Source organism: Paenibacillus sp. J22R67, assembly GCF_059692175.1.
The window spans coordinates 294481-320261 of sequence record NZ_JCAUAX010000002.1 but is presented as its reverse complement, the minus strand read 5'-3'; the positions used below and the strand labels follow the sequence as shown (position 1 = coordinate 320261).

Genomic DNA, 25781 nt, shown 5'->3' with positions numbered 1-25781 from the left:
TGTCATGGGTAGCATAGTTGGGTAAAACCAAACATTATCTTGTATCCCTCTTCGAAAGCACCCTATGATGTGTACGAGGGGGAATGAAGAATGTTAGAAAAAGTTGATCTTAACTACATTATTAATACTCTTAATCAAGAAGGAATCATAGATAACAATGTTAGTGCAACTATGAATAAGAGCGGAACTACGGATGGTATTGTTTATTTTCTTTCTGAGTGTGAAGAAGTAAAATATGTTCTAAAAATTGACCAGCCGCATCAAATTGCTTTGACCGAACAATTTCTTGGAACTTATAAGAACATTGAACTTTTGCCAGAAGTTGTCTTTACTGATCCAGCAGTAGCCTATATCGTGTATTCGTACTTAAAAGGTACAACTCATTATAATCGAGGATCAAAGGTAAATTGGCTGACAATCTTAGTTAAGGAATTCTTTAATAAGTACGAAAAAGTTGCCGATACCGACAACTGGGGAAGGATAGAGTCACCGATTCAATCTTGGCGCGAGTGGAATTACCGGAGTTTGGTGGGTACGAGAAAGGATTGGGGAAGCCTTTTAGACACTCAGGATTATAATAGGGTAGAATCTATATGTGAGAATATCTCGAAGAATGAGGATCAGAGAGTCAGATATTTGCTGCATGGGGATACGGGTGTACATAATTTTGTGTTTAATGAAAGTTCGTTGGTCGGTGTGATTGACCCGTCGCCGATGATTGGTCCTAACTTATACGATTTTACTTATGCTTTTTGCTCATCTCCAGACGATTTGAATTTAGAAACGTTGATGACAGCCTTTGAATTGCTTCATCATGAGCCGATTGAAAGTTCAAGGTTAATTGAAGAAGTAATCTTTCAACTTTACTGTCGAATTGGGATCTGTATAAGATTACACCCACATGATTTGGAGGATTATTTAATAGCATGGGAATATTGGAAGTCGTTTTCATTGTGAAAGGTCAAGGAGGATTGGCATGACTGCTGATAACAACAGGCTGAAGGTCTTGGGTGAGTTCCTGAAGTCCAGAAGGGATCGCTTGCACCCCGAGCAGGCTGGCATTCAGAATTCGTATGGCCGGAGGAGAACGCCGGGCTGCGGAGGGAAGAAGTCGCCATACTGTCCGGCGTTAGCGCCACCTATTACACGTGGCTTGAGCAAGGCCGAGAGGTGACTGCTTCCAGGGAGGTTATTGAAAGCATTGGAAGGGCATTGCAATTGTCCCCGGATGAACGGCTGCATCTGCTCCGTCTGTGGAGTCCAGACAACTCTGCTGCACCTCTGAGGCAGGAGAGTATGAAGCCGGAATGGCAGAATATCATTGATCAAATGGCTTTCCCGGCTTATATTGCTAATGACAGAACGGAAGTAATCGCATGGAACCATGCGGCTTGCAAGATCATCGCGGATTTTTCAACAATGTCTGATCAAGACCGGGTCCTGATGAGGATTTTTTTCATGGAGCCGTTTTTTCGCAATCATATGGTGAACTGGGAAGAGTTTGCGCGGTATTCCGTGGCAGTCTTCCGTTCTTATTTAGAACGTAATGATGGTGATGTATGGTTTAAAGAAACGGCTGAACGTTTGGCGAACGATAGTCCCGAATTCGACTTGTTATGGCGTTTGCACGACATTCAGCTGAAAAAGACAAGCCAATTCATTCTAAACCACCCTCGGGCTGGCGAACTGGCGTTTGAAATCAATTCCTTCGTCAGTATGAATGCTGATTCTGATCTTCATTTCTGTATTTTCACGCCTATAACGGGTACACCAACAGAGCAAAGATTAAAGAAGTTTCTTGAGGCTTCCTTATAATATCACCTTATCCTAGTAATCTGGTTATCAGTATAAACATACTGTGGTTACCTCCTTTTACGTTGATTATACTGAGTTCATAGTCAACCAAAGGAGGCTTTTACTATGAAAGCTATTGTGATAAATCGTCCATGTGAGTCGGTAGAACTTGAAGTGAAGGAGCTTCCGGAACTCCAACCTGCACCAGGGATGCTCACCATAAACGTTGCCTATGCAGGAGTAGGGTATGTGGATGTATTGTTGCGCCGAGGGGAGTTCGGATCTCTCATCCCGATGCCGGTTGTGCCGGGGCTTGAAGTATCAGGGTTCGTTAAAGCTATAGGTGAAGGTGTGCAAGGCTTCTACGTCGGACAGCCAGTAGCTGCGATGACCCTTATGGAAATGGGGGGATATGCATCGGTCGCCCAGGTAAGGCCGGATTTGACAATCCCACTGGATCAGCTTGGGGGGAAGCTTGACATGGCTTCAGCAGCGGCTGCTATCGTCAATCTAACGACGGCGTATATGACGATAAAGAACGTAGCTAGCATGCAAATAGGGGACAACGTGCTAGTTCACGCGGCAGCAGGGGGGCTTGGCAGCTTCTTGGGGCAAGTGGCGAAATATTTCGGAGCTGGCAAGGTAATGGGAACAGTCGGGAGTATCGAAAAAACAAAGCTAGCCGCTTCTCTAGGTTACGACGAGCTGTTCCTTCGTTCCGATTTCATGGAGTCAATCAAGAAAAGATCAGGTCCGCGGGGAATTGATATCGTACTTGATCCGGTAGGTGGCGGTATGCGTACGCTTAGCCAGGAACTGCTGCGTCCTATGGGACAAATAGTGATGCTAGGAAATGCAAGTGGGGCTGAAGATGTCGCACAATTGTCCAACGATATTTGGTTATCTAACAGATCTATAAAAGGATTTAATATCGGGGCATATAGCCAATATGCTCCTGCTGAAGTCGGTAAGGCAGCGAAAGAGGCGCTGAGTCTTCTAGCCAAAGGCCATATCAGAGCGGAAGTGTTTGGCGTCTTTCCATTGGAGAAGGCTTCTGCAGCTCATGAGCTTCTTGAGGAGAAGAACACGGTGGGCAAACTTTTGCTGAAAGTAAGAGAGTAACAGGCTGGTGCAGATTCGAAATTTGTTATAGCTTAAAACTATAACAGGATATAGGAATTAAAAGTTACCTTCTAGCAGACGGTCAATGGTATCATTACTCTTATAAGGAAGATGAGGTATGGGGTACCATAGTTCTGGAGGGTAAAGTTGATATGCTAAAAGATAAAATACTAGGTAAAGAGGCTGGCATTTTGACCTATGGTATGACGCCTCCGAAAATTACGAATAGCTCGGATAGGGTAGCTGAGATTGCACAGAAGCAAGTTGAAAGAATAAATGATCTCGATATAGATGCATTAATTCTTTATGATGTTCAGGAAGAGACGGATCGTGTTGAACAGCAAAGGCCATTTCCTTATTTGCCAACTATGGATCCTGCAGTTTATAGCGAGGAATATCTAAATCATTTACGAGTACCCCAAATTATTTATCGCTGCGTAGGGCGGTATAGTGAAGATCAGTTCGTCAAATGGGTAAAAGCCGATATGGATAGGGATAGATATTCTGTATATGTAGGTGCCTCTTCAAGTAAGCAGGAGATTAACTTGGATCTTTCTGATGCTTATGGCTTAAGCAGGGAATTAAATAGTAATTTGACTTTTGGGGGAGTTGTCATCCCTGAGCGGCATATGAAAAAAAACGATGAGCATATTCGAGTTAATAGGAAGACCCAGAACGGATGCTCCTTTTTCGTATCACAAGCGACCTATAATGTGGAAGCTTCGAAAAATTTCTTATCCGATTATTATTACTACCATACGAATAATGAATTGGAAATGGTGCCTATTTTATTCAATCTTGCACCATGCGGCTCCGAAAAAACGTTAGAATTCATGAAGTGGTTAGGAATAAGTATTCCGACATGGCTAGAAAATGAATTGAAATATTCAAAAGATGTACTGGACAAATCATTAAGATTGTCACTGGGCATCTTCGAAGAGATTTTAGATTTTGCATTGGAAAAAGGAATTCCTATTGGATGCAGTGTTGAAAGTGTCTCAACAAGGAAAGTAGAAATTGAGGCATCGGTTCAACTCGTTAGAGACATAAGATCCATGTTAGATAAAAAACTGCAAAGATACGCGATCAGTTCATTTCGGTAATGTTTACTAAGTGTAGCTTAATGATAGAAAACTCAATTTGGAGCAGTTCTGCCTCGGCAGGATTGCTCTTTTTGCTTTTTCAAAAATTAATGATAATGGCCAATTGACATTTCCAGGATGTGGGAGTACCATGAAATCAATAAATGAATGAATCGTTCATTCAATTCGAGAGGGGACAGATGATCATGGTGGAGAAATTGAAAAATGAACCGTGGAGTGCAATGGGGAAATATGTGCTCATTACAGGAGCAACTAGCGGCATCGGGCTTGCGGCTGCCAAAGAACTGGCGGTTCGAGAAGCTGACTTGGGGATTGTGGCGCGGAACCAAGCCAAGGCGAAGGAGACTGTCGAACAGATCAATGCGCTGACTGGAGGCCGATCGAAAGTGGACGTCTTCCTGGCAGACCTAACTGATCAACAGTCGATTCGTGGCGTTGCGTCCGAGATTTTGACTCGGTGCCCTCGAATCGACGTACTGATTAACAACGCGGGTGCAATGTTCGTGAAGCGGATCTTGACCAGAGACGGCATCGAGAAAACCTGGGCAGTTAACCATCTCGCGCCTTTCTTGCTAACAACGTTGCTCCTTGACCGGATCAAGTTGAGTGGCGAGGCCCGGATTATTACTACTTCTTCCCACGGACACAAGATGGCGAAAAAAGGCATCGCTTTCGACGATTTGTCCGCCGAGAAGCGCTATAGCTTCCCGCAAGCTCTGATGGGCGGTGCTAACTTCCGATACGGAGAAACGAAGTTGGCGAACATTTTGTTCACCACGGAGTTAGCCCGTCTCCTTGAGGGAACCGGAGTTGTCGCGAACTGTTTTGATCCCGGGCTCGTCGTTACCAATTTCAATCAGGACAACGGCACGCTGGCCCGGATGACGATGGCGGTCATGAAACGGTTCTCTCGGCCGGTGGAAAAAGGAGCAGAGACGCTCGTCTGGCTTGCGGATTCGAACGAAATTAATGGAGAAAGCGGTAGATACTATGCCGATATGAAGGAAGCGATTCCTGCTGCTGCTGCCCGCAGCAAGGAGTTTGCACGGAAGCTATGGGAAGTCAGCGAGAGTCAAATTCGAAATTCGGAAATCGTATAGAGGAGAGTGACGAAGATGTCGCAAACGAACAACCCGCCTGAGCGCAACCAAGACGAACGAAGAGAGCAGATCAAAAAGGCTGCACGCAAAGTGTTCGCAACCAAAGGAATCGCCGGTACTAAGATAAGTATGATTGCCGCGGAAGCCGGTATCAGTCAAGGACTTACTTACCGTTATTTTCAGTCCAAGGAAGAACTGTTTACGCTGCTTGTTCATGAGGCTGTAGAAGAAGCGCAAGCCTCGATACGGAACGTTCCCTTGCTTCCCGGAACACCACTTGAACAATTCAAAACGTTGACATGGAACATGTTAGATGACACGCATAAGCACTACTTCTTACTCATTCAGCAAGCTCAAACTGCGGAAGGAGTGCCAGAGCAAGCCAAGCTAGCAATCTCACGATATCAACCTCAAGATACAATGGATTTGCTGGTTCCTATTTTTATTAAAGGGCAGGAACTTGGTGAATTCGGAGAAGGTGATCCGCGGCAGCTGCTCTTCCTTTATTTTTCCGTCGTCACAGGATTAATGATACAAGAGACTCATGCAGGCAAGGGGTATTGGCAGCGGGAAGTGGACCGGTTGATCAAACTCCTGACTTGACTGTCAGACAAGAGGCTGTCCCAAAGTCATCCAATGACCACGGGAAAGCCTCTTTTAGCTTGTTTCATCACATCTTCGTGTCCGACCACTTAGGGAAGCAAATTAAACGTTAACCGAATTTGTTCCAAAAACGTTTCCGACGAATACCCTCGCTCTTCTTTTTGAAAAGAATAGGAATCACTACTTAAAGCCATGAGCAGCATGTCAGCCTTGAAAATGTTATTTGGCTGGGGGGGCTGACCGCTGGATGATGTTATTTCGTCGAAAAGTTCCACCAATAGTTGATGTAATTCCAGGTACAGAGGGCTCTGAGTTCGGGATCGAGAGCGATTCGTTGAAGCGGAATCCTCTACGCCCTTAAGTAATTGGGACTTTTTCTCTCTGAAAGCGATAAATAACTCGAGTAGACCATTCAGTCGTTGATTTGGCGGAGCTGAGCGGTTTTGCTGCATGTACGATTCAATATTTTCAAAGAGGAGAACGATGTTCTCTTTCATTAAATCCAGACATAACTCACCCTTGTTGCGATAGCGGCGATAAAGAGTACCAGGACCGATCTGTGCTTCCGCGGCAATTTGGTTCATACTGACTTGTTCGACGCCATTCTGATCGAACAATCGAAAGGCCGCATCCAAGATGCGCTGGCGATTCTCCGCTGCGTCGCGACGTTCCGAACGAGGGGGCCTTTCTGAATCAAACATGATAATCATCACTTCCTATTGTGAGTGTATTCGTTGTCTTGACAAGCGGAGAGGTCTCCGTTTATTATAAATGGAGAGTTCTCCGCTTAATATTATCATAAGGAATAGGAGTGTACAAGACATGCCGAATTACAACAAAAGTTCATTGTTGATCATGGATTTACAGAACGGCATCGCATCTCGTTTCGCAGATGAGGAGTTGCTTCCATTTCAAAAAGCGATCGTAGCCGCTCGCAAGAACGATATCCCGGTTATTTATGTGCGAATCGCGTTTCGCGAAGGATACCCTGAGCTTAACCCGCGCAACAGGATGGCAACAAGAATTTCGCAATACGGTGGCATGACTACCTCAGATATAGCGACACAAATTCATGAATCTGTGAAGCCAGAGCCAGGGGAGCCAATCGTTACGAAGCTCCGCGTTAGCGCATTCTCTGGCAGCGATCTAGAGATCATCCTCCGATCCCTCCAAGTTGACACATTAATTCTTACTGGTATTGCTACCAGCGGTGTTGTGCTGTCGACTTTGCGAGAAGCTGCGGATCGTGATTATACACTTAAAGTTCTTTCAGATGCGTGCCTTGATGGCGATCCCGAGGTTCACCGGGTTCTTGTTGAGAAGGTATTCCCTCGTCAAGCAGAAGTACTGACTACGGATGCGTGGATCAATTCTTTAGAGGCACGTTAAGAAGTTAGTTCTGCAGCAAGAAAGTAGAAAGAAGGCTTGTTTCGATGCCAATTTGGAAAAGAAATTTATTCGTTTGTTGGTTTGGCATGTTTGTGACAGGCGTGGGCTTAAGTCAGATTGCGCCTGTTCTGCCTCTTTTTATCCAGCACCTAGGTGTAAATGATGCGAGTTTAATTGCCCAATTTTCAGGCATTGCTTTTGGAATTACCTTTATCGTTTCTGCTATTTTCTCACCCATATGGGGTGCAGCGGCAGACAGGTTTGGACGTAAACCCATGTTATTGCGAGCAAGTCTAGGCATGGCGATCGTTATTGGCAGCATGGGCTTTGCCCCCAATGTCTATGTGTTGATAGGGCTGCGATTATTGCAAGGCATAATAACGGGGTATGCGACGGCCTGCACGACTTTAATTGCAACACAAACAGATAAGGATCACGCGGGTTATGCTTTAGCTACCTTGTCAACAGCAAGCATTGCAGGTTCATTGCTAGGACCCTTGATTGGGGGATTTCTCGCAGAGAATTTCGGCATAAAAAATGTATTTTTTATCACAGGTGGGCTGATGATGCTGGCGTTCATTACGACGGCCATGTTCGTGAAAGAAACGTTCACTCGTGAAAATAAACAAGTACAGAGTACCAAAGAAATTTGGGCGCTTATTCCTGAGAAGAGTCTAACGATAACGATGTTCATCACCTTTTTTATATTAACCGTGGCGCTTTACTCCATTGAACCGATTCTCACCGTCTATATTACCCAGCTGTCCCATAATCTTAATCATGTCGCTCTGGTCTCGGGGATCACATTCTCAGCGTCGGGATTGGCTAATATCTTTGCTGCTCCAAGGCTAGGAAAGCTGTCCGATCGAATAGGGGCACATAAAGTTATGTTAATTTCGCTTATTGCTGCTGGCATCATTTTCATCCCTCAAGCTTTCGTTACAAATCCTTGGCAGCTGATGCTTCTTCGCTTTTTATTAGGGCTCACGGCAGCTGGTTTGACCCCTACGGTCAATATATTAATCAAGAAAATCACGCCGTCAGCGATTACCGGAAGGGTTTTTGGCTTTACAATGTCGGCAGGTTATTTGGGCGTATTTGCAGGTGCTATTCTTGGCGGACAGGTAGCGGCTTGGTTAGGCAGTAGATATGTATTTATTGTCACGGGGGCTTTGTTGCTGATCAATGCAGGTTGGGTCTATTTTAACGTGTATAAAAAGCTTCAAGCCAAAAGTGCGCTGACTATTATCCAGTAAACAAAAGGGGATTGGTTATATGCTGATTAAATGGTTTGGTCATTCTTCTTTCATGCTAACCTCTGAATCGGGAACGCGCATTCTCATTGATCCTTACTATAAATTTCTTGGTTATCGCATGCCGGTTCCGATTGAAACCGATATTGTCGTCGTTACGCACAATCATGCTGATCACAATAAAGTGCAAGCGGCATCGGGCGACTACTTGCTGGTTAATCAGCTCAAATCATACAACCACGGCGATGTGAGTATCGACGGATTCAAGACGTTCCACGATAAGGTAAATGGCAAGAAACGAGGGCCAAATCTTATTTTTCGATTCAAAATAGATGGGTTAACGATCTGTCATTGTGGTGATCTGGGCCATCTTCTCACAGAGGAACAGATTCAGGAAATCGGCAAAGTGGACATTCTCATTGTTCCCGTTGGAGGAAAAATGACGCTGGATGGTGTGGAAGCTGCTCAAGTGATGCATCAATTGCAAGCGACCGTTGCGATCCCGATGCATTATCGTACAAAGGCATTAGGTCTCCTGGGAAAAATTGTTTTTGCAAAGGTAGATAAGTTCATTGAGGCTGCAGGAACGCGCAGGACAGAGGTGAAAACATTGCAGATATCTAAGGAAAACCTCGCTCAATACAAAGGTATCGTTACGATGCAATATGAATAATCCGCGTAAATCGCGGATTTTTTGCTATCACATCAAGTGTGTAATCTGGTATATAATGGATTTGAGTTAGCGTTTGAACACGTAATTTTAAGTATAGAGGAGGTCGCAATGCTAAGTGTTACCTTAGTAGCTTTAATCGTCCTGACTCTGTTAGTTATTTCAATTTTTTATTTATTTCTATTATTGGACTTTATTAATCCAAGTGCTCTTCAAGTTCAACTTTTAGGCGTACATATTATTCTGTTTGGAGTTGTCGTTTTGCTGGCTTTTGAAGATTCTTCTCGGTATGGGTTTACTTTTGGGTTAATTGGTTTTTTTGTTGGCATTTTTGGTTCTTTTAGAGAATCTCAAAAAGCTCAGAAAGACCATGTTGATTGAGTAGTGGGTGAACGATAAGCTAGTAAAAAGATAAGGCAAATGTCATTGCCACATAAAAACAAACTGAACAAGTAAAAGTTTACAATTACACTAAACGAATAGTTTACCCAATTGCATATAAGGTTAAAAGTCGCATAGCTGCGGCTTTTTTTGTACTTAAAAAAATCAATTTTCCAAATAAAATATTCCATTGAGTTTTAAACTTATTTTTCCTAGAATTGGTTAAAACAGACGCCAAACGTTAGCGAAGGGACAGAACGGGAGGGAAGGGAAGGAGACTACTCCGATATAGAAGCTATTAGTTGTTGACGATTAACCGGGACAACTTAGGGTGGACATTTTTTAGTTGAGTGGACTATTTGAAGTTATGATAAGAAAAGTCCACAAAACCAAAATCTTTTGAATTTTATAATGTAAGCGCATTCTATATACTACGGGTAGTAAGAGATTGGAGGTATACCATGTAAAAAATCAATATTTGATAACGATAATCCTCAAACTTTCTACAGAGAACCTTCTATGTACACGATCCTTTACCTCGACCAGTCAACATGATCTAGGATTGCTGTCCCTAAGCATTTACCAAACACCAACGTTGGCAAACAACACCTATATGAACTTCCATTCGATCACCAGATTACTAAAGGAGAGGAGGTTCTGCTCTCGAAAAGGGGGAATTTACTTTGGCTGCTACCAAGAAAGAACTTCAGCATGTTGCGCTGTGGAAAGGTTTATCGATCGTATCGTTTGTTTTGTTGATTGCAACGTTATTAATTGTCTTTCTATATAAAGGGCGTGACATTCCTGTTGCCACAGTAGATGGCGTAAAGATTAGCCAAAATCAGCTGTATAAAGCGCTTGTCGATTATGAAGGTCCGAAAATACTGGAGAAACTCATTTTAGAAGATTTAATCATGAAGGAGTCCAAAGCGGCGGGGGTGAGTGTGACCGAAAGTGAGTTTCAAGCCTCATTCGATAAAGTGCGAACTGCTTATGTCACGGAAGACGAATTTCTAGAAAATCTGAAGAAAGACGGGTACACGGAGCAATCACTGCGTACGGAACTCAGAACTCAGTTATATATTCGTAAACTGCTTGAGCCTCGCATAGCGGTCGATGACAATGAGGTGAAAGCGCATTATGCGGAGCACATGTCACATGATACGGCTGCTAATACTAAAAGTGAGGCACAAGTGATTGCAGAAATTCGAGATGAACTGGTGAATAAAGAAATCCTTGATCTCATGGAACCATGGTTTGAAGAACTTCGTTCCCGAGCTAATATTGCGGTATCGTTACCGGGGATCCAAATGATTTCCCCAAAAGGAGGAAGCTAAACAACAATGATAACCTACTCATTGAAGAGAGCTGTTTCTATTGTTAATATTCTTGTTATTTTTGCTGTAAATTTGCTGCTTGGTTTCACAGATATCACGCCTCATGCACACGCTGCTGGAACAACGGACGGTTTAATTGCGTGGTATAAGTTTGACGATGTGAGCGGGAATGTAATTAAGGATGCTTCAGGAAATGGTAACAATGCAACGGCAGCAGGAGAAACTTATAGCTTTACGGATTGGGAGCAGGGCAAAGCGATTAGCTTGAGCGGCGGACCGAGTGCAACGGGTGCTAATGTCAAGCTGCCAAATGGGATATTTAACGGCGTTAACAATTTCACAATATCTACATGGGTGAATATGCGTGCGACAACGAGTTACATGCGTATTTTCGACTTTGGTGTAGGGAATACGACCAGCTATATGTATTTAACACCTACTGGGAATAACGATGGAGCAAAAGGATTAGCTTTCGGGATTACGACGAGTGGCTGGTCAAATGAAGAGAAGGCGCAAAAAGGCACAGCGCTTACGACTAACATTTGGAAGCATGTGACGGTTGTTTTAAATGGGCATACGGTTACACTTTATGAAAATGGGTTGAAAGTCGGCGAAAATACTTCGTTAACTTTGACTCCAGCAAGTCTTGGCGCAACGACAGCTAACTATATTGGGAAAGGGCAGTTTGCTGATCCTACGATCAATGCGTTGTTCTCAGATTTTCGTATTTATAATAGAGCCCTTGGTGCTTCCGAAGTAGCCGGGTTAATTAATAAGCCTGACAGCGAATTAGTGTCTGCTGACATGGCCGCCCTTCTTGCGGGGGTTAATCTTAGAACTGTGGACACAGATCTATCATTAGTAAAAAAGGGGCCATACGGTTCCGATATTGCATGGCAATCCAGTAATACGAGTGTCATTGCGACAGATGGCAAGGTCACTCGCCCTGCTCCAGGTCAATCTGACGCAGCTGTTACACTAACGGCAACAGTGACGAAGGGAGCTGCACATGATTCTAAAGTTTTTGAAGCCATAGTGCTCGCTCAATTATCTGATCAACAGAAACTGCAGTTAGATAAGGAAGCTATTAGTCTGGGGAGCATAAGTGCAGTAACCAGAAATTTGGATTTGCCAACGGAAGGACGTAATGGCTCCGTTATAACTTGGCAATCCAGCAATACGAGCGTAATACATAATGACGGAACTGTCGTCCGACCGGCGGCACGATCTGGCAATGCGGTCGTTAACCTCACAGCTACGATCAAGAATGGGAGCACTACGGATACGAAAACTTTCGTCGTGACAGTGCTGGAAGAGCCATTCGTGTTGACATTAAGCAGTATTGAAGCAGTAAACATCGATACGGTTGTTGGCACAGCGCCAGTCCTACCGAGTAATGTTATTGCAGTTTACAATGACGAGGAAACGACAAGACAACTAAGCGTAACTTGGGATAATGTTAACCCAACGGAGTATGCTGCTGAAGGTTCTTTCACTGTTCAAGGGACAGTAGAAGGAACAAGCATCAAAGCAGTTGCCCATATCAAAGTGAGAACACTTAGCTTTCAATCAGCGTTCAATATGAGCAGCCTGAATGGCAGTCAAACACTTACTGCAACTGTAACTGGAACGAATAAGGGAAGTAGAGATGTTGCTTCTTTGGTAACACTCGCGCTTTATGATGCAGCTGGCAAATTGGTGGATAAAACGCAAGTGAGTAAAAGTGTGACGAAAGGTGATCCCGTCACCTTAACCGCAAATCTGACTTTACCTGCTGATGTAACAGGTTATTCAGCCAAGGTGCTTGTTTGGGATGGAACTGATTTGCAAACTTCGCATTTGCAGCCCCTTAGCGGCGTAGCGAAATTGACAAGCGCACCAGGCATTCCGGCTGGAATTACCGCTACACCGTCAGAGACCATTCCACAGATTGAGATTGCCTGGCAGCCAACGCCTGAGGCAGCAAGTTATGACCTGGAAATGGATGGAACAACCATTAATAATGTTACAAGTCCATTTATCCATCAGGGATTGCTGTATGGCTCCAAGCATACGTACGCGGTAAGGGCGAAAAACAGCACTGGCACCAGCGCTTGGAGCAAATCCATCAGCGGACAAGTGACGTCGACACCAGGTGAAGCAAACCTTGTTGTTCAGCCATTTGGCTTAAGTGATGTTACTCTACAAGACAGTATTTTTACAAAGTTAAGAGACAGTGAATATTTATATCTGGACGGTTATAATTTGGATAAATTGCTTTTCGCCTTCCGAGCTGCTGCAGGACTTGATACCAAAGGAGCCACAGCAATGGGCGGTTGGGATTCGGCAGCGGGCAAATTAAGAGGTCATTCCACAGGACATTTCTTGTCTGCTTTCGCTCAGGCTTATGCCAGCAGTGGCGAGGCAAAATGGAAAACAAAAATTGATTACATGATCGACGAATTGGCAAAAGTCCAGGATGCGTTGGCAACACAACCGAATGGCATGGAGAAATCAAACCTCGGGAAAAATAATCCTGCCTTAGTGGGGAATAACTCTCTTGGCTTTCTAAGTGCTTACGGGGAATGGCAATTCATTTTATTGGAGAATGGTGCTGTATACAACGGGAATGAGTCTGATTTCAATACGATCTGGGCTCCTTACTACACGCTGCACAAAATCATGGCAGGTTTACTAGACAGCTACAAAGCGACCGGAAATGCAAAAGCCTTAAGTATGCTTGTTAAAATGTCGGATTGGGTGGATAGTCGATTGAGCAAATTGCCGCAATCCACACTAAACAGCATGTGGGGCAGATACATTGCCGGTGAGTTCGGTGGGATGAACGAAGTTTTAGCAGAAATTAGTACAATTACTGGCAACACTAAATATTTGGGAACAGCCAAAATGTTTGATAATTCCAAGCTGTTCACGCCAACGGCAAATAATCAAGATACGTTAAATGGTATTCATGCTAACCAACACATTCCACAAATTATTGGCGCATTGAAAGTGTATGATCAAACGAATGACGCTTCCTACTATAAAGTAGCTCAAAATTTCTGGGGCATGGTGACGAATCATCGCCAATTCAGTAACGGCGGCAGCGGTGTAGGCGAGTTGTTCAAGGAATCTGACAAAATTGCTTCCTATATTCTGGAGGGTGGTACCAGCAAAAATAGTCAAGCCGAGGACTGTGCAACGTATAACATGCTGAAGCTGACTAGAGAACTATTCTTCCACAATCCGGATGCGAAATATATGGACTTTTATGAAAGAGGTTTGTATAACGGTATTCTTCCTTCCAAAGATCAAAGTGCTTCCAACAATGGTGTTGTTTACTTCATGCCATTAGGTCCGGGCAGCACGAAGGGATATGGCCGCACTAGCTTTACCTGCTGCGCAGGAACGGGCTTGGAAAGCCAAACCAAATACCAGGATTCTATCTATTTCCGCTCAAGTGATAAGAAATCTTTGTACGTCAACTTGTATATGCCATCAACATTGAATTGGGCTGAAAAAGGAATATCCGTTGTCCAAACAACGAACTTCCCCAGTGAGGAAGGCAGCACGCTTACCGTTAAGGGCAGCGGTCAGTTGGATATTAAGCTTCGCGTACCTTACTGGGCTGTTAAAGGCTTCACGGTTAAGGTAAATGGTGTAGCGCAAAACATGACCGCAACACCAAGCACGTATGTCACAATAAGCAAAGTATGGGCTGACAACGACAAAATTGAGATTTCAATGCCGTACAGCTTACGTGTAGAAAAAACACCAGATGATCCTGCGATGGGCAGCATTTTCTATGGACCGCTTCTCATGGTCGGCAAAAACAGCAGCACGAAGTTTATTAACTTGAATTTGAACGAAACCGATCTTTCCCAGTCCATTACGCCAGTGGCAGGCACACCGCTGAATTTCACAACGAACGGAATTACGTTAGTGCCTATGTACACAGCTTATAATTTTGCCTATCATGCTTATTTCAAACTTAATCAGTAATGAGTTATCGAGAAGGAGGGGAACGTGTGTCTAAAAGAATCATTTCTGTTGTCGCAACTTTGGTGATGTTCATCTGTATGCTGGCAATTATTCCTGCGCCTAAAGCAGCTGCGGCTGGAACAACGGCTGAGATCAATCAGGTAGAAACCACGGTCGATCAAACAACACAAAAGGTCACTTTTCAAGGAGTAATCAGTCTTGGCATGGGCAAGGATGTCACGATGATTGTCAATAACCCTCAGGGACAACTCGAGTATTTGAACCAAACCAGCAGTGGAGAGGGTGGCCACTTTGCCTTTACGTACTCACCAAATGGTTGGTTAGGAGGTACGTATACGTTCAAAATAGGCGGCGAAGGCGTGGCACTTCCCTATTCCGGAAGCTTCCAACTTTCAAGTTCGTCATCGCCATCGGCAACATTAACTGGACCTGCTTCTGTCTTAGGCGGTCAACCGATCGATTTGAAGCTGGGTGTAAGTAATCATACATCTACCTTCTCTATTTTAAATGTCGTGCTAAATTACGATCCCAATCTGCTGCAATTTGAAACAGTGACGGATAATGGACTTATCTCGTTGGCGGAAGCGTCGATCGGTTCACTGAAAGAGAACTTTAAGGTGCTTGTTACAGGAGTTAAGCCGGAAAAAGGTCAAATATTAATCCTAATGTCCAGTATTGGCTCAGGGAACGAGGTGGCTGGCGGTGATCTGCTTAGCCTGCATGCGAAAGCCAATCTCGTTACCACTTCGGTTACCAGCAATGTTTATCTGTCTGATGCCGCCGTATCTTCAAATGGGGCAAAGGTAGATCTGGACGGAGCTTCCTTGACTCTTCAAATTCATGCTTTGGATAAAGAAGCGTTAAGCACCATGATTGCGTCGGCTCAGAGCCAGCATGATGCGGCTGTTGAGGGCACTGAAGTCGGTCAATATCCAAACGGTTCCAAACATACATTATTGCTCGCTATTAACGATGCGAAAGTTGTTCGTGACAACGCTGGAGCAACAGAAGCGGAAGTACAAACAGCTTTGAGCAGTTTGGATGCTGCTTTAAGAACATTCATTAAATCGGTGAATACTTCAACTGGTCCTGGTCCAGGTCAAGCAGACAAAGAAGCACTCGGCGCATTGCTTGTTAGCGCTCAGAGTAAGTTGGATGCTGCTGTCATTGGTACTAAGGTTGGTCAGTATGCTAGCGAATCGAAAGCAGCCTTGCAGGCAGCTATTACAAGTGCAAAAGCTGTGTTCGATAACTCATCCGTCACACAATCTCAGGTGGACACTGCGAAAGATGAGTTGGCTGCAGCGCTGCAGCTGTTCTCGAACAGCATCATTACCTTGGTTCCTGGTGCAACGAAAATTACAATTAATGACTTGTCTATGATTGCGAAATACTATGGAGCTACTTCGACAGATGCGAACTGGAGTCAAATCGAGAAGGCAGATATCAATAATTCGGATACGATTGACATTCAAGATCTGGCAGCAGTTGCTAGAATGATTATCGACGAGTGGCTTACAGAAGAGTAAGCTAAAAAAAGAAGCTGTCCCAGCGTTGTATGTGGCTGGGGCAGCCCATTCTTTGCATCAACGTGTTCACCAGCGTATGCTGAACACCAAAAACATCCCTTCCTGCAGGCATCTGCGGGAAGGGATGTTTTTATTTTACTTCTAGTGAATCCTTCGTCATCTCTTTATTCCCGGTATCCATATAAACCGGAATCGTTTCTCCACGTGCTGCGGGCAGCAATTGTGCAATAATATAATCTCCCCAGACTTGTTCATTCTGAGAGATAACGGAGGTAATCTGACCGTTGATAAGTGCATCTTTCACATTGGGCATCATCCCGAAAGACAAGGCATTCCGTTTCAGTCCTTTGGCCTTCCATAAGAGGATCGAGGCGGAGCTAGATAAGATATCAAGAGTGATAAGAGTGTCAAAGTGAGGGTGGTCATCAATCATACGCTCCATGTCAGACAGAGCTTTATCGGAGGAGCCCTCGTTATAACCTACTTCAAGCACTTGAATAGCTGTATTTCGAGACAAGTAGTCGAGCATGCCGGAAAGCCGGTTTTTCTGAATAGGTGTACCAGACATCCCCGATTCAACTAGGACCATGCCTTTTCCTTTCATGAGCTTGCTGGCGACTTCACCCATTAAAGCCCCACCTTCGTAATGATCAGGTCCGATGTAGGATAGGCGCCGACTTAAAGGTGAGTCGGTTTCGAAACAAACAACCGGTATACCAGCTTCTACAGCTTTATTAATAGCAGGGACAAGGGCATCTGGATCGATTGGAGCAATCGCAATGCCATCTACCTTTTGTTTAATCATGGTTTCCATCATTCGAATCTGCTGTTCTAAACTAACCTCTTCCGGCGCTTTGACAATTAACTGAACGGAATTGGAAGCAGCAGTCTTTTCAGCTAGTTGAGTAATGACTTCATAAAAAGAATGGGCCATTGGATAAATAATCCCAAATGTATAAGCGGGAGGACGTTCACTTTTTTGTGATGATGATGGAGTTACCGTAGAGAACAAAGCAGCAGCTGAATGATTGGTATCCTGGCAGCCTACGGTTGTAAAGAGTGAGAAGAACACTAGGATTAAAAGGGATTTCCTAAGAGTAACTGACAAAGCCCTTATGCTCCTCTCTCTCAGGTGTAGGCAGGTCTTTGTTATACTGGCCATTTTTGCGGAACTGTCTTGTCGTCATACCGGTTACTCGCTTGAATAGATTTGAAAAGTAGTGAGCATCATTATAGCCAACAAGGAAAGCGATCTCATAGGATTTGGCCTGTGTTGTCTGAAGCAGTTCCATCGCTTTGCGGATTCTTGTTTGTGTTAAATATTCAATGAACGTTTGACCATTTTCTTGACTGAACACTTTGCTTAAATGACCTGAGCTTAAATTGACATGGTCAGCAGCATCTTGAAGAGAAAAGTAATCTTTATCATAATGCTCATGGATATATTTCTTCACTTTAATCAACATATCGCCATGTTTATCAGAGGCTCCGGATCGCCACTGCCAATAGTGTTCGGCAAGTTTAATCAAGAAGGAGCGCGCTTCATCGAGTGTCCGTATCGATTCTATGTCCATCTGCAACTCATGAAGTGTCATATCGAAGTTCGCTATGTTGGGGTAAGAATCCCTTGCTGATCGAAATACTTCCAACGTCAAATCGTTTAAAATATAATAGCCAATAAGTGAAGAGTGCCAATCTATATGCTGAAGGATGGAGGCAAAAGAATGAATAAACGTTTCTGCATTAGCCGGTGAGCCGATCTTCAGAAATTCTACAAATTTGGCCCGGTCTAAGAACACGGACTGCTCGAAGGAACCGTTTCTTGATTCCAGCATCGCATGGCGATTCTGACGGGATAAACGGCGCCAGTGCATGTCTTCCATGGCTTCAAGGAAAGAAACATGAATGCCCTGCATCCGGTCTTGAACACTTCCGATACCAATGGAAATGGAGTAGGAGAGATGCTCCATCGATTGGTTTTGAGCTTGTTGAACCGTATCTAATGCTTGTTTGGTTTGTTCTGGTGATTCATATTTCAATATCCATACACATTCCGTTTTACTTCGTTTGAACATCAAGTGGCTGTTGCCATCCAGCTTGAGATTCAGATTATGCTCGGCTTGCTTCATATCGTCAAAGATGTCTTCCGAACCGGAACCAGGAGGAGCTAGTTTTCGGAAGTCGGCGGTTACAACAACATAGTAACGAGAGAGCAGATTCAAGTGCAATTTGGAACTTAAATGAACAGCTTCCGACGTTGTAATAAATCCGCTGCACAAATCATTAAGCAGCTTACTTTGGGTTAAACTGGCTTGCCTTTTTTCTTCCTGCTTTAATTGCTCGATCTCCAATTTCTCCAAACGTGCAGCATCAATCTTGTCGCTAACCTGACGAAGAGTCAGGAGTAAATCGGCCGAGCTAATCGGCTTTGTGCAATATTCCTCTATGCCTAGACGCAGAGCTGTTCGTGCATATTCGAAATCGCCATGCCCGCTCAGGATAACAATTTTGATATCAGGCATATTTTTCCTGACAAATGAACTGAGTTCCAAGCCATCCATGAAGGGCATTCTAATATCTGTAATGAGAATATCAGGTTGATACTGCTCGATCATCGGAAGGGCGACTTCACCGTCTGAAGCATCTCCGCAGTAAATAAAACCTTCCTTCTCCCATTGGATCGTATCACGTATCGTTTCGCGGATTAGGATTTCATCGTCAACCAGCAATACTTTTTTCATTACATATTACCTCCTGTCAGGGGGATTCGAATGGAAACTTTCGTTCCCTCATTTTGAATACTATCGATACTCACACCGTACTTATTCCCGTAATACAGTTTAATTCTTTGTTGTACATTATGCAGGCCGAACCCTCCGGATACTTCATTGCCGGTTTCCTCAGGAAGTTGATCGTTTGTTAAATACTCGCGTGTCTGTTCAAGCTTCTCCGGTGACATCCCGATCCCGTCATCTTCTACAATCAGTACAATGTCTTCCTCGTTCTCAATCAGGCCGTTAATTCGAATCATACCTTTTCTTCGCTTGTTTTTTAAACCATGATATAAAGCGTTTTCTACAATGGGCTGCAGGATCATTTTCAAGATCGGATAAGGGTTCAAACGGGAGTCAATCTGAATCTCATAATCCAAAATATCGCGGTAGCGCATTTGTTGAATGACTAAATAACTATGTACATGCTCGACTTCTTTAGTAATAATAATCCAGTCACGGCCCTTGCTTAAAGAAATTCGGAAAAGCTTGGATAGCGATTGAACCAACTGAATGACTTGATTATTCTTGCCTGCTTCGGCCATCCAAACGATGGAATCCAGTGTGTTATACAGAAAGTGGGGATTAATCTGTGCTTGCAATGCCCGCAATTCCGCCTTTTTAATTTCCTCTTGCTCTTTAATGCTTTGTTCGAGCAGCTTTCGAATTTTGCTAAGCATAATATTAAAGCTTTTGCCGAGTAGAGCGACTTCATCGTTGCCCTTTGGAACGACTTTGGCTTCCAAGTAACCTGAAGCGGCGAGCTGCATTTTACTTTTTAAAAGATGAAGAGGATGTATCAAGCGGTTCGAAATGAAAAAATGAAGGGAAACCGCAAAGATAAAACTTAACACAACGGTAATGATGATGAGTTGTCGAATGGAATTAGCTTCTTCAACAATCTCTTGGAGAGGTACGTAGCCTACAATACTCCAGCCTGTCATCTGCGAAGGAGCTACGTAGACGAATTTCGGTTTGCCTTCGGATGAGTCTATGTAATTCGTGTCAGTTCCGTTTAGTATGTGTGATAAATCTGCAGGAAGCGGGAGCTTGACTTTTGCTTTGAGCGTTGATGGCGTAAAGATGGGGGTGCCGGATGAGTCGACAACAAAGTAGAATCCTGACTGACCGATCGTAACGTTATCGCAAAATTGCGTGACAACTTTATCATCTACATCGATGACGATAAATCCAATTACTTCATGTGTAATTTGCTGCTTCACGGCGGCCATGATCGAGATGACATTCGTGTTACTGTATTGAAAGCCGTCGATTCTGTCCAGCGCAGAAGCTTCAGAAGGAGGGACAATTAAGACCTCGTCCGGGTTTTTAGTCAAATGAGTCAAGTGTAAGTTGCGCAGCGGATTCTTCTCAAGCTGAAACAACCCCTTTCTTTCACTAATGCCTCGGCCGTACAAGTTCACCATGGTTATATTGAGAACGCTATCATATTGGTACGTTTGTCTGTAGGAATCCATTGTCCTTAGGATTTGTTTGGTATCCTCGTAGGTATCTTCTTGGGAAAATAAGAACCGAAGCACTTGTGTGTTTTTACTAATTTCAAGCAGCTTTCTTGTGTCTATAAATTGTGTGTCAAGATCTCTGGCAAGCTGATCTGCGGATAGCATGGCGGCTGCCTTACTGTTATTAAAAACGGTTTTGAATGATTTCTGGTAGGAGATGAGTCCAACCGCGATAAGAGGAATGCACGTTAGAATGATAAACATTGTGAGCAATTTCGTTTGTAAGCTCGATGAAATCCATTGGATTAATCTCATAAATGTTTAAGTAACCTTTCTAATGCGGAGGTAGTAGTCTCCATATTACTATAACAAATTGTCTTCCGTGCGGATATGGCAACGTATACATACAACCACAAATAACAATTTTCTCTTATAAAAACAAACTTTTCTTGAAAAAGTCACGGCAATTCACTAAAAAATTTATAAGAATTGAGCGTGAAACTCCGTATAAAAGGTATGTGAAAGCGTTTTATAATGAGGTCACACCGAACAAGAGGTGAACGATGGGGAGGAAAAAACATGATTATTACGAAAAAAATGGGGGTTCTCGTTGTGGCTTCCTGTCTAATGCTACTCACAGCAGCCTGCGGGGGTAGTACTACAACAGGGTCGAGCACAACGGCTCCAACAACGAACGCAGGAGCTACTGCAGCTCCAGCAGCACCTGCTGCTGCAAAGAAAATCTCGCTTGGCTTTGCTCAGGTTGGAGCGGAAAGCGGATGGCGAACAGCGAATACGAAGTCAGTCCAAGATTCAGCCAAAGACGCCGGTTTTGATTTGAAATTCTCCGATGCTCAGCAGAAACAAGAGAATCAAATCAAAGCCATTCGTACCTACATTCAACAGAAAGTGGACGTCATTGCGTTCTCTCCAGTCGTTGAATCCGGTTGGGATACGGTATTGAAAGAAGCGAAAGATGCGAAAATCCCGGTCATTCTGACAGACCGCGCTGTTGATTCCAAAGATACATCTTTGTACGTAACGTTCATTGGCTCTGATTTCGTAGAAGAAGGCAAGAAAGCTGGCAAATGGGTTGCCGATAAGTACAAAGATTCCAAGGAAGATGTGAACATTGTTGAGCTCCAAGGAACAACAGGCTCCGCCCCAGCTAACGATCGCAAAGCAGGTTTTGCTGAAGAGATCAAGGGCAATGCTCACTTGAAAGTGATTGCTTCTCAAACAGGAGACTTCACACGAGCAAAAGGGAAAGAAGTTATGCAGGCGTTCCTGAAAGCTCATAAAGATATCGATGTGCTATATGCCCACAATGATGATATGGCGCTTGGAGCCATTCAAGCGATTGAAGCTGCTGGCCTTAAGCCAGGTCAAGACATTACCATTATTTCCGTAGATGCGGTAAAAGACGGTATGACAGCAGCAAGCGAAGGTAAAATCAACTTTATCGTTGAGTGTAATCCGTTACTTGGACCACAACTGATGCAAGCTGTTAATGATGTTATTGCCGGCAAACAAATTGAGAAACGGATCGTAACGAAAGAAGGCGTGTTTACTTCAGAAGACGCGAAGAAAGTCCTTGCTGATCGCCAGTACTAATAACTAAAGAGAAAAGAAGAAAGCCACTCCATACAAGTAGCAGGTGGAGTGTCTTTTCTCTATTTGGAGAGGAGTCTTTCGATGAGTGATAATCAGCCGATCTTGCAAATGACCGATATTAACAAACAATTTCCCGGTGTCAAAGCGCTGTCAGGTGTTAACTTCCAGTTGTTCCCCGGAGAAGTTCATGCGCTGATGGGCGAGAATGGGGCGGGGAAATCTACCTTGATCAAGGTCCTCACCGGTGTATATGCCATTGACCAAGGATATGTAGAGATGGATCAGAATCCGATCAAGATCAATAGCCCTTTGGACGCGCAGCAAGCGGGAATCAGTACGGTGTATCAGGAAGTCAACATGTGTCCAAATCTTTCTGTAGCGGAGAATATGTTTATTGGCCGTGAGCCACGCCGCTTCGGTCGTATTTTATGGAAGAAAATGAACCTAGATGCTGCGGAACTGCTGAAGAAGAGAATGAATTTGGAGATTGATGTGACATTGCCCCTGCATAACTATTCGGTAGCCGTGCAGCAATTAATCGCGATTGCGAGAGCAGTCAGTATTTCCGCTAAGGTGCTTATCCTGGATGAGCCTACTTCCAGTCTGGACCGGGGAGAAGTTACGCAGCTATTTACCGTCATGACAAGGCTGAAGAATGAAGGCTTAGCCATCCTATTTGTGACGCATTTCCTTGATCAGGTGTATGAAATCTCAGATCGAATAACCATTCTTCGTAATGGAGAATTTGTTGGAGAATATATGGCTGAGAAACTCTCCCGCATAGATTTAGTTTCCAAGATGATTGGCAAAGAACTGCATTTGCTGGTGGATCTTCCGAAGAGTACGAACGATAAAGGTATGAATGCGGAAGTATTAATAGAGGCCTATTCACTAGGGAAAAAGGGCTCCATTGAAGCCACGGATTTGACCATTCATAAGGGGGAAATTGTTGGTTTGGCGGGGCTTCTAGGATCTGGAAGGACTGAGTTTGCGAGATTGCTTTTTGCCGCAGATCGAGCCGATTCAGGTAAGCTGAAGTTCACGGATTCGAATGAAGCGATCCATTCACCGAGACAAGCGATTGACCAAGGTATCGCATTCTGCTCCGAGAACCGGAAAACGGAAGGCATCATTGACGATCTCACCATTCGGGAGAATATTATCCTTGCGCTGCAAGCAACACGTGGCTGGTTCAATGCGATTCCCCGCAAGCGCCAGAATGAAATTGCGGAAGAATATATCCGCGCATTGAATATCAACCCTCCTAATCCGGAGCATCTCATCAAAAATTTAAGCGGAGGCAATCAGCAGAAAGTGCTGCTGGCCAGATGGCTGCTCATGAATCCTAAGCTCTTAATCTTAGATGAGCCAACAAGGGGAATCGATATCGGTGCAAAAGCGGAGATTCAGAAGCTTGTCCTATCGCTTTCCCAGAAGGGGATGTCGGTACTGTTCATTTCTTCCGAGCTGGAAGAAGTGCTTAGGGTCAGTCAACGCATTGCCGTATTGCGGGATCGAAAGAAAGTGAAGGAAATATCTGGCGAAGAAATTAGTCAGCGTAATGTCATGAAAGCGATAGCGGGAGGCTGAGGAAACATGGTTAAACATCATTTGTTTTGGCCAGTATGCATGTTAGCCGTGCTGCTGTTGTTCAATTTCATCTATTCGCCGAGCTTCTTCTCGATTCAAGTGAAAGATGGCCATTTATATGGAAGTTTAATAGATATTTTAAATTTCGGATCTCCGCTAATTCTAGTGGCTATTGGCATGACCTTGGTCATTGCAACGAAAGGCATCGATCTTTCCGTTGGCTCCGTGGTGGCCATTTCCGGGGCACTGTCTTGTTTAACGATTAGCAAAAGCAGTGATCAGAACGCCGTGGGCGTACTCATCCTGTCGATTATCATTTCACTCGTGTTATCACTGCTGCTCGGATTGTGGAATGGCTTCCTGGTTGCGAACGCGGGCATTCAACCTATCATCGCTACCCTGATTCTGATGGTGGCCGGAAGGGGAATAGCTCAGCTCATTACTGGAGGGCAAATCATCACGGTAACGAGCTCATCGTACAAATATATTGGCGCAGGCTCACTAGCCACTTTGCCGTTTTCCATCTTTCTGGTCGCTATCGTGTTTGCAGCAGCAGCAATATTGACGCGCAAAACAGCGCTCGGACTGTTTATAGAATCTGTTGGCTGCAAGCCTACTGCTAGCCGGTTAGCGGGCATTCGCTCCCGGACGGTCATGCTCGCAGTCTATATCTTCTGCGGCGTATGTGCGGGGATTGCCGGCTTGATCTTGAGCTCGAACGTGTCCAGCGCTGACGGTAACAACGCTGGTTTGTGGTACGAGCTGGACGCGATTCTTGCTGTCGTCATCGGCGGCACTTCGCTTAATGGCGGAAGATTCTATCTGACGGGCACATTGATCGGAGCACTCATTATTCAAACATTGACGACAACCATCTATATGATCGGTGTTCCTCCTGAAATTACGCTAGTAGTCAAAGCCTTTGTCGTACTGGCCGTCTGTTTAATTCAATCGGAGGCCTTCCGTCAGTCCATCGTTACCCGCTGGAAGAGTCGTCATTATCCAGCTGAACGGGAGGTCAAACGGCATGTTGTTTAATCGCAAATATATTCCGATTTATGTAACGATCTGTTTATTCGCCATGATGTATATCGCAGGTTCTTTCCGGTATGCAGGCTTTTTCTCTCTGCAAGTTCTGCTGAATCTGCTTATCGATAATGCCTTTTTATTGATAACCGCTGTGGGAATGACCTTCGTTATTATCTCAGGCGGGATCGATCTCTCGGTCGGTTCCGTCATTGCCCTAACGACCATGATTTCCGCTTCGCTCGTGCAAGCAGGCTGGTCGCCAATCCTTGTTATCCCGCTCGTACTCATCTTAGGCGCGTTGTTCGGATGGGGTATGGGTGCCATCATCTACTATTTCAAAATCCAACCCTTCATCGTCACATTGGCTGGGATGTTCTTAGCGAGGGGTTTATGTTATGTGATCAGCATTAACACAATTACTATCGATGACCCGATATACACGAGCATGGCTCAAACCAAAATTCCGCTGCCTGGCGGCAACTTCATTTCAATTAGCGTTGTCATCGCCTTACTCGTCGTTGCTATTGGCATGTATATGGCACATTACACGCGCTTCGGGCGCAATGCGTATGCCATTGGAGGGAGCGAGCAGTCGACGATCCTGATGGGATTGCCTGTAGCGAGAACGAAGATGGGCGTGTATGCGTTCAGTGGTTTCTGTTCAGCGCTAGCTGGTGTTGTATTCACGTTCTATATGTTATCCGGTTATGGCTTACATGCAATGGGGATGGAGCTGGATACAATCGCAGCTGTTGTGATTGGCGGTACGCTATTGACTGGAGGAGTAGGCTATATTGCAGGCACCTTCTTCGGGGTTCTGATACAAGGGGTCATTCAGACAATCGTAAGTTTCGAGGGAACACTTAGTTCGTGGTGGACGAAAATCGCGATCGGCATGCTGCTTTGCCTATTCATTTTACTTCAAAAGGCACTAAGTGAGCGGAATTGGTTTACCAGAAAAAGCACATAACATTTTTTGTTGAAGGGGCTTTGAAGGACAATGAATAATTGTCAAGATAAGCCTTTTTTCCTGTATGCATATTGTTACTTTC

21 protein-coding genes are annotated in these 25781 nt (G+C 44.3%); 17 read left to right on the top strand and 4 right to left on the bottom strand.

Annotation, left to right across the window (positions count from 1 at the left end):
- Positions 1–90 precede the first annotated feature (90 nt).
- The 6 genes from AC58VC_RS07570 (at position 91) to AC58VC_RS07545 (ending at position 5722) form a co-directional block, all read left to right on the top strand.
- A complete protein-coding gene (locus AC58VC_RS07570) occupies positions 91–957 on the top strand; it encodes a phosphotransferase (protein WP_497368227.1) in 867 nt (288 codons plus the stop codon).
- A gap of 138 nt (positions 958–1095) precedes the next feature.
- A complete protein-coding gene (locus AC58VC_RS07565; protein WP_497368990.1) occupies positions 1096–1815 on the top strand; it encodes a helix-turn-helix transcriptional regulator in 720 nt (239 codons plus the stop codon).
- A 105-nt stretch (positions 1816–1920) separates the two neighbouring features.
- Complete coding sequence (locus AC58VC_RS07560) at positions 1921–2916, top strand: quinone oxidoreductase family protein (protein WP_497368226.1); 996 nt, start codon at positions 1921–1923, stop codon at positions 2914–2916.
- A 152-nt stretch (positions 2917–3068) separates the two neighbouring features.
- Positions 3069–4019: a 5,10-methylenetetrahydrofolate reductase gene (locus AC58VC_RS07555; protein WP_497368225.1), complete on the top strand. Its 951-nt coding sequence runs from the start codon at positions 3069–3071 to the stop codon at positions 4017–4019.
- 185 nt (positions 4020–4204) lie between these two features.
- Entirely contained in the window at positions 4205–5119 is a 915-nt protein-coding gene (locus AC58VC_RS07550) for an SDR family oxidoreductase (protein WP_497368989.1), read from the top strand.
- A 15-nt stretch (positions 5120–5134) separates the two neighbouring features.
- The gene (locus AC58VC_RS07545) at positions 5135–5722 is read left to right on the top strand and encodes a TetR/AcrR family transcriptional regulator (RefSeq protein WP_497368224.1); all 588 of its coding nucleotides are present in this window, start codon (positions 5135–5137) and stop codon (positions 5720–5722) included.
- A gap of 89 nt (positions 5723–5811) precedes the next feature.
- Here the strand turns inward: AC58VC_RS07545 and AC58VC_RS07540 are convergent, their stop codons facing one another.
- A complete protein-coding gene (locus tag AC58VC_RS07540) occupies positions 5812–6423 on the bottom strand; it encodes a TetR/AcrR family transcriptional regulator (RefSeq protein ID WP_497368223.1) in 612 nt (203 codons plus the stop codon).
- A 121-nt stretch (positions 6424–6544) separates the two neighbouring features.
- On the opposite strand from AC58VC_RS07540, the gene AC58VC_RS07535 reads away from it, so the two are divergent.
- The 7 genes from AC58VC_RS07535 to AC58VC_RS07505 all read left to right on the top strand — a co-directional run bounded on the left by AC58VC_RS07535 (position 6545) and on the right by AC58VC_RS07505 (position 16262).
- Entirely contained in the window at positions 6545–7111 is a 567-nt protein-coding gene (locus AC58VC_RS07535; protein WP_497368222.1) for a cysteine hydrolase family protein, read from the top strand.
- A gap of 44 nt (positions 7112–7155) precedes the next feature.
- Positions 7156–8367, top strand: a complete 1212-nt coding sequence (locus AC58VC_RS07530) for a multidrug efflux MFS transporter (RefSeq protein WP_497368221.1) — start codon at positions 7156–7158, stop codon at positions 8365–8367.
- A 19-nt stretch (positions 8368–8386) separates the two neighbouring features.
- The gene (locus AC58VC_RS07525; RefSeq protein WP_497368220.1) at positions 8387–9037 is read left to right on the top strand and encodes an MBL fold metallo-hydrolase; all 651 of its coding nucleotides are present in this window, start codon (positions 8387–8389) and stop codon (positions 9035–9037) included.
- A 108-nt stretch (positions 9038–9145) separates the two neighbouring features.
- Positions 9146–9415, top strand: coding sequence for a hypothetical protein (locus tag AC58VC_RS07520; protein WP_497368219.1), 270 nt, complete (start codon positions 9146–9148; stop codon positions 9413–9415).
- Positions 9416–10098: 683 nt separating this feature from the next.
- The gene (locus AC58VC_RS07515) at positions 10099–10752 is read left to right on the top strand and encodes a SurA N-terminal domain-containing protein (RefSeq protein ID WP_497368218.1); all 654 of its coding nucleotides are present in this window, start codon (positions 10099–10101) and stop codon (positions 10750–10752) included.
- 6 nt (positions 10753–10758) lie between these two features.
- Complete coding sequence (locus tag AC58VC_RS07510) at positions 10759–14733, top strand: beta-L-arabinofuranosidase domain-containing protein (RefSeq protein ID WP_497368217.1); 3975 nt, start codon at positions 10759–10761, stop codon at positions 14731–14733.
- Positions 14734–14759: 26 nt separating this feature from the next.
- Positions 14760–16262, top strand: a complete 1503-nt coding sequence (locus AC58VC_RS07505) for a cohesin domain-containing protein (RefSeq protein WP_497368216.1) — start codon at positions 14760–14762, stop codon at positions 16260–16262.
- A 130-nt stretch (positions 16263–16392) separates the two neighbouring features.
- Here AC58VC_RS07505 and AC58VC_RS07500 read toward each other — a convergent pair whose 3' ends face one another.
- Genes AC58VC_RS07500 through AC58VC_RS07490 form a run of 3 tightly spaced genes read right to left on the bottom strand, consistent with a single transcriptional unit; the run spans position 16393 to position 20811 of the window.
- On the bottom strand, positions 16393–17370 hold the full coding sequence (locus tag AC58VC_RS07500) for a sugar ABC transporter substrate-binding protein (RefSeq protein ID WP_497368215.1): 978 nt from the start codon (positions 17368–17370) through the stop codon (positions 16393–16395).
- Entirely contained in the window at positions 17354–19003 is a 1650-nt protein-coding gene (locus tag AC58VC_RS07495; RefSeq protein WP_497368214.1) for a response regulator, read from the bottom strand. The genes AC58VC_RS07500 and AC58VC_RS07495 overlap by 17 nt, the downstream gene beginning before the upstream one ends.
- The gene (locus AC58VC_RS07490) at positions 19003–20811 is read right to left on the bottom strand and encodes a cache domain-containing sensor histidine kinase (protein WP_497368213.1); all 1809 of its coding nucleotides are present in this window, start codon (positions 20809–20811) and stop codon (positions 19003–19005) included. Before AC58VC_RS07490 ends, AC58VC_RS07495 begins: the two co-directional genes overlap by 1 nt.
- 264 nt (positions 20812–21075) lie before the next feature.
- Here AC58VC_RS07490 and AC58VC_RS07485 point away from each other — a divergent pair, with 264 nt between their 5' ends.
- The 4 genes from AC58VC_RS07485 to yjfF all read left to right on the top strand — a co-directional run bounded on the left by AC58VC_RS07485 (position 21076) and on the right by yjfF (position 25699).
- The gene (locus tag AC58VC_RS07485; RefSeq protein WP_497368212.1) at positions 21076–22110 is read left to right on the top strand and encodes an ABC transporter substrate-binding protein; all 1035 of its coding nucleotides are present in this window, start codon (positions 21076–21078) and stop codon (positions 22108–22110) included.
- Between the two features lie 81 nt (positions 22111–22191).
- Positions 22192–23700: a sugar ABC transporter ATP-binding protein gene (locus AC58VC_RS07480; RefSeq protein WP_497368211.1), complete on the top strand. Its 1509-nt coding sequence runs from the start codon at positions 22192–22194 to the stop codon at positions 23698–23700.
- A 6-nt stretch (positions 23701–23706) separates the two neighbouring features.
- Positions 23707–24738: an ABC transporter permease gene (locus AC58VC_RS07475; RefSeq protein ID WP_497368210.1), complete on the top strand. Its 1032-nt coding sequence runs from the start codon at positions 23707–23709 to the stop codon at positions 24736–24738.
- Positions 24728–25699 (top strand): galactofuranose ABC transporter, permease protein YjfF, encoded by a 972-nt coding sequence (gene yjfF, locus AC58VC_RS07470; protein WP_497368209.1) that lies wholly within the window; start codon positions 24728–24730, stop codon positions 25697–25699. Before AC58VC_RS07475 ends, yjfF begins: the two co-directional genes overlap by 11 nt.
- The last annotated feature ends 82 nt before the right edge of the window (positions 25700–25781 follow it).